Here is a 1,149-nt window from a genome sequence, read left to right as displayed (position 1 = left end):
CACCCTCCAAGACGCCACCCTCACCAACCAAACACCCCACCACCTCAACACCACCCTCACCCCCAAAGCAGACGCCGCCTGGCACCTCCACACACACACCCAACACCTCAACCTCACCCACTTCATCCTCTACTCCAGCGCCGCAGCCACCCTCGACGGAGCCGGACAAGCCAACTACGCCGCAGCCAACGCCTTCCTCGACACCCTCGCCCACCACCGCCACCAACAAGGACTCCCCGCACAATCCCTCGCCTGGGGACTCTGGACCCACAACACCGGCATGACCACCCACCTCACCCAAACCGACCTCAACCGCATGAACAACGGCCCCCTCCTCCCCCTCACCACCACCCAAAACCTCACCCTCCTCGACACCGCCCTCACCACCCACCACCCCACACTCCTCCCCATCCACCCCAACCCCCACCACACACCCACCCACCCCCTCCTCCACACCCTCAACCCCCCAACACCCACCCGCCCCACCGCACACACCACCACGGCACCCGCGACAACCCACCCCGAGGCCGTTTCCCGGCTGGGCGGACTGGACACGGTGGAGCGTGCGCGCGCGCTGCTCGACCTGGTGCGTACACACGTCGCCGAGGTGCTGCACCACGACGGCGCAAGCGCCATCGACGGCCGACGCGCCTTCACCGAGATCGGTTTCGATTCGCTCTCCGCCGTGGAGCTGCGCAACCGGCTGAACAAGGCGACTTCTCTTCGGCTGCCCGCCACCCTGGTCTTCGACTACCCGACACCGGCGGCGCTGGCGGAGTACCTCGGCGACAAGCTGTTCGGCTCGGACCCGGCACAAGCCACGGCCACGGCCTCGGCTCCGGTCGCCGTCTCCGGCACGGCCCCGGACGAACCGATCGCCATCGTCGGCATGAGCTGCCGCTTCCCCGGCAACGTCAACACACCCGAAGAACTCTGGGAGTTGCTCGCCGAAGGACGCGAAGGCATCTCACCCTTCCCCGAGGACCGAGGCTGGAACGTCGACGACATCTACGATCCCGAACCGGGCAAGCCCGGCAAGACCTATTCACGTGAGGGTGGTTTCCTGCACGACGCGGCCGACTTCGACGCCGAGTTCTTCGGCATATCCCCACGCGAAGCCCTCGCCACCGACCCCCAACAACGCCTCCT

At 67.1% G+C, this 1,149-nt stretch carries 1 protein-coding gene; it reads left to right on the top strand.

Annotated features, from left to right (window positions below; all coding sequences use genetic code 11):
• A partial coding sequence (locus tag ACWD4A_RS35395) for a beta-ketoacyl synthase N-terminal-like domain-containing protein (protein WP_451200589.1) occupies window positions 1-1,149 on the top strand: 1,149 nt, incomplete at both ends.

The sequence above is a fragment of the Streptomyces sp. NPDC002537 genome (assembly GCF_053594975.1).
Note: the sequence above shows the minus strand (reverse complement) of the source record. Positions and strands in the feature narration are given on the sequence as shown.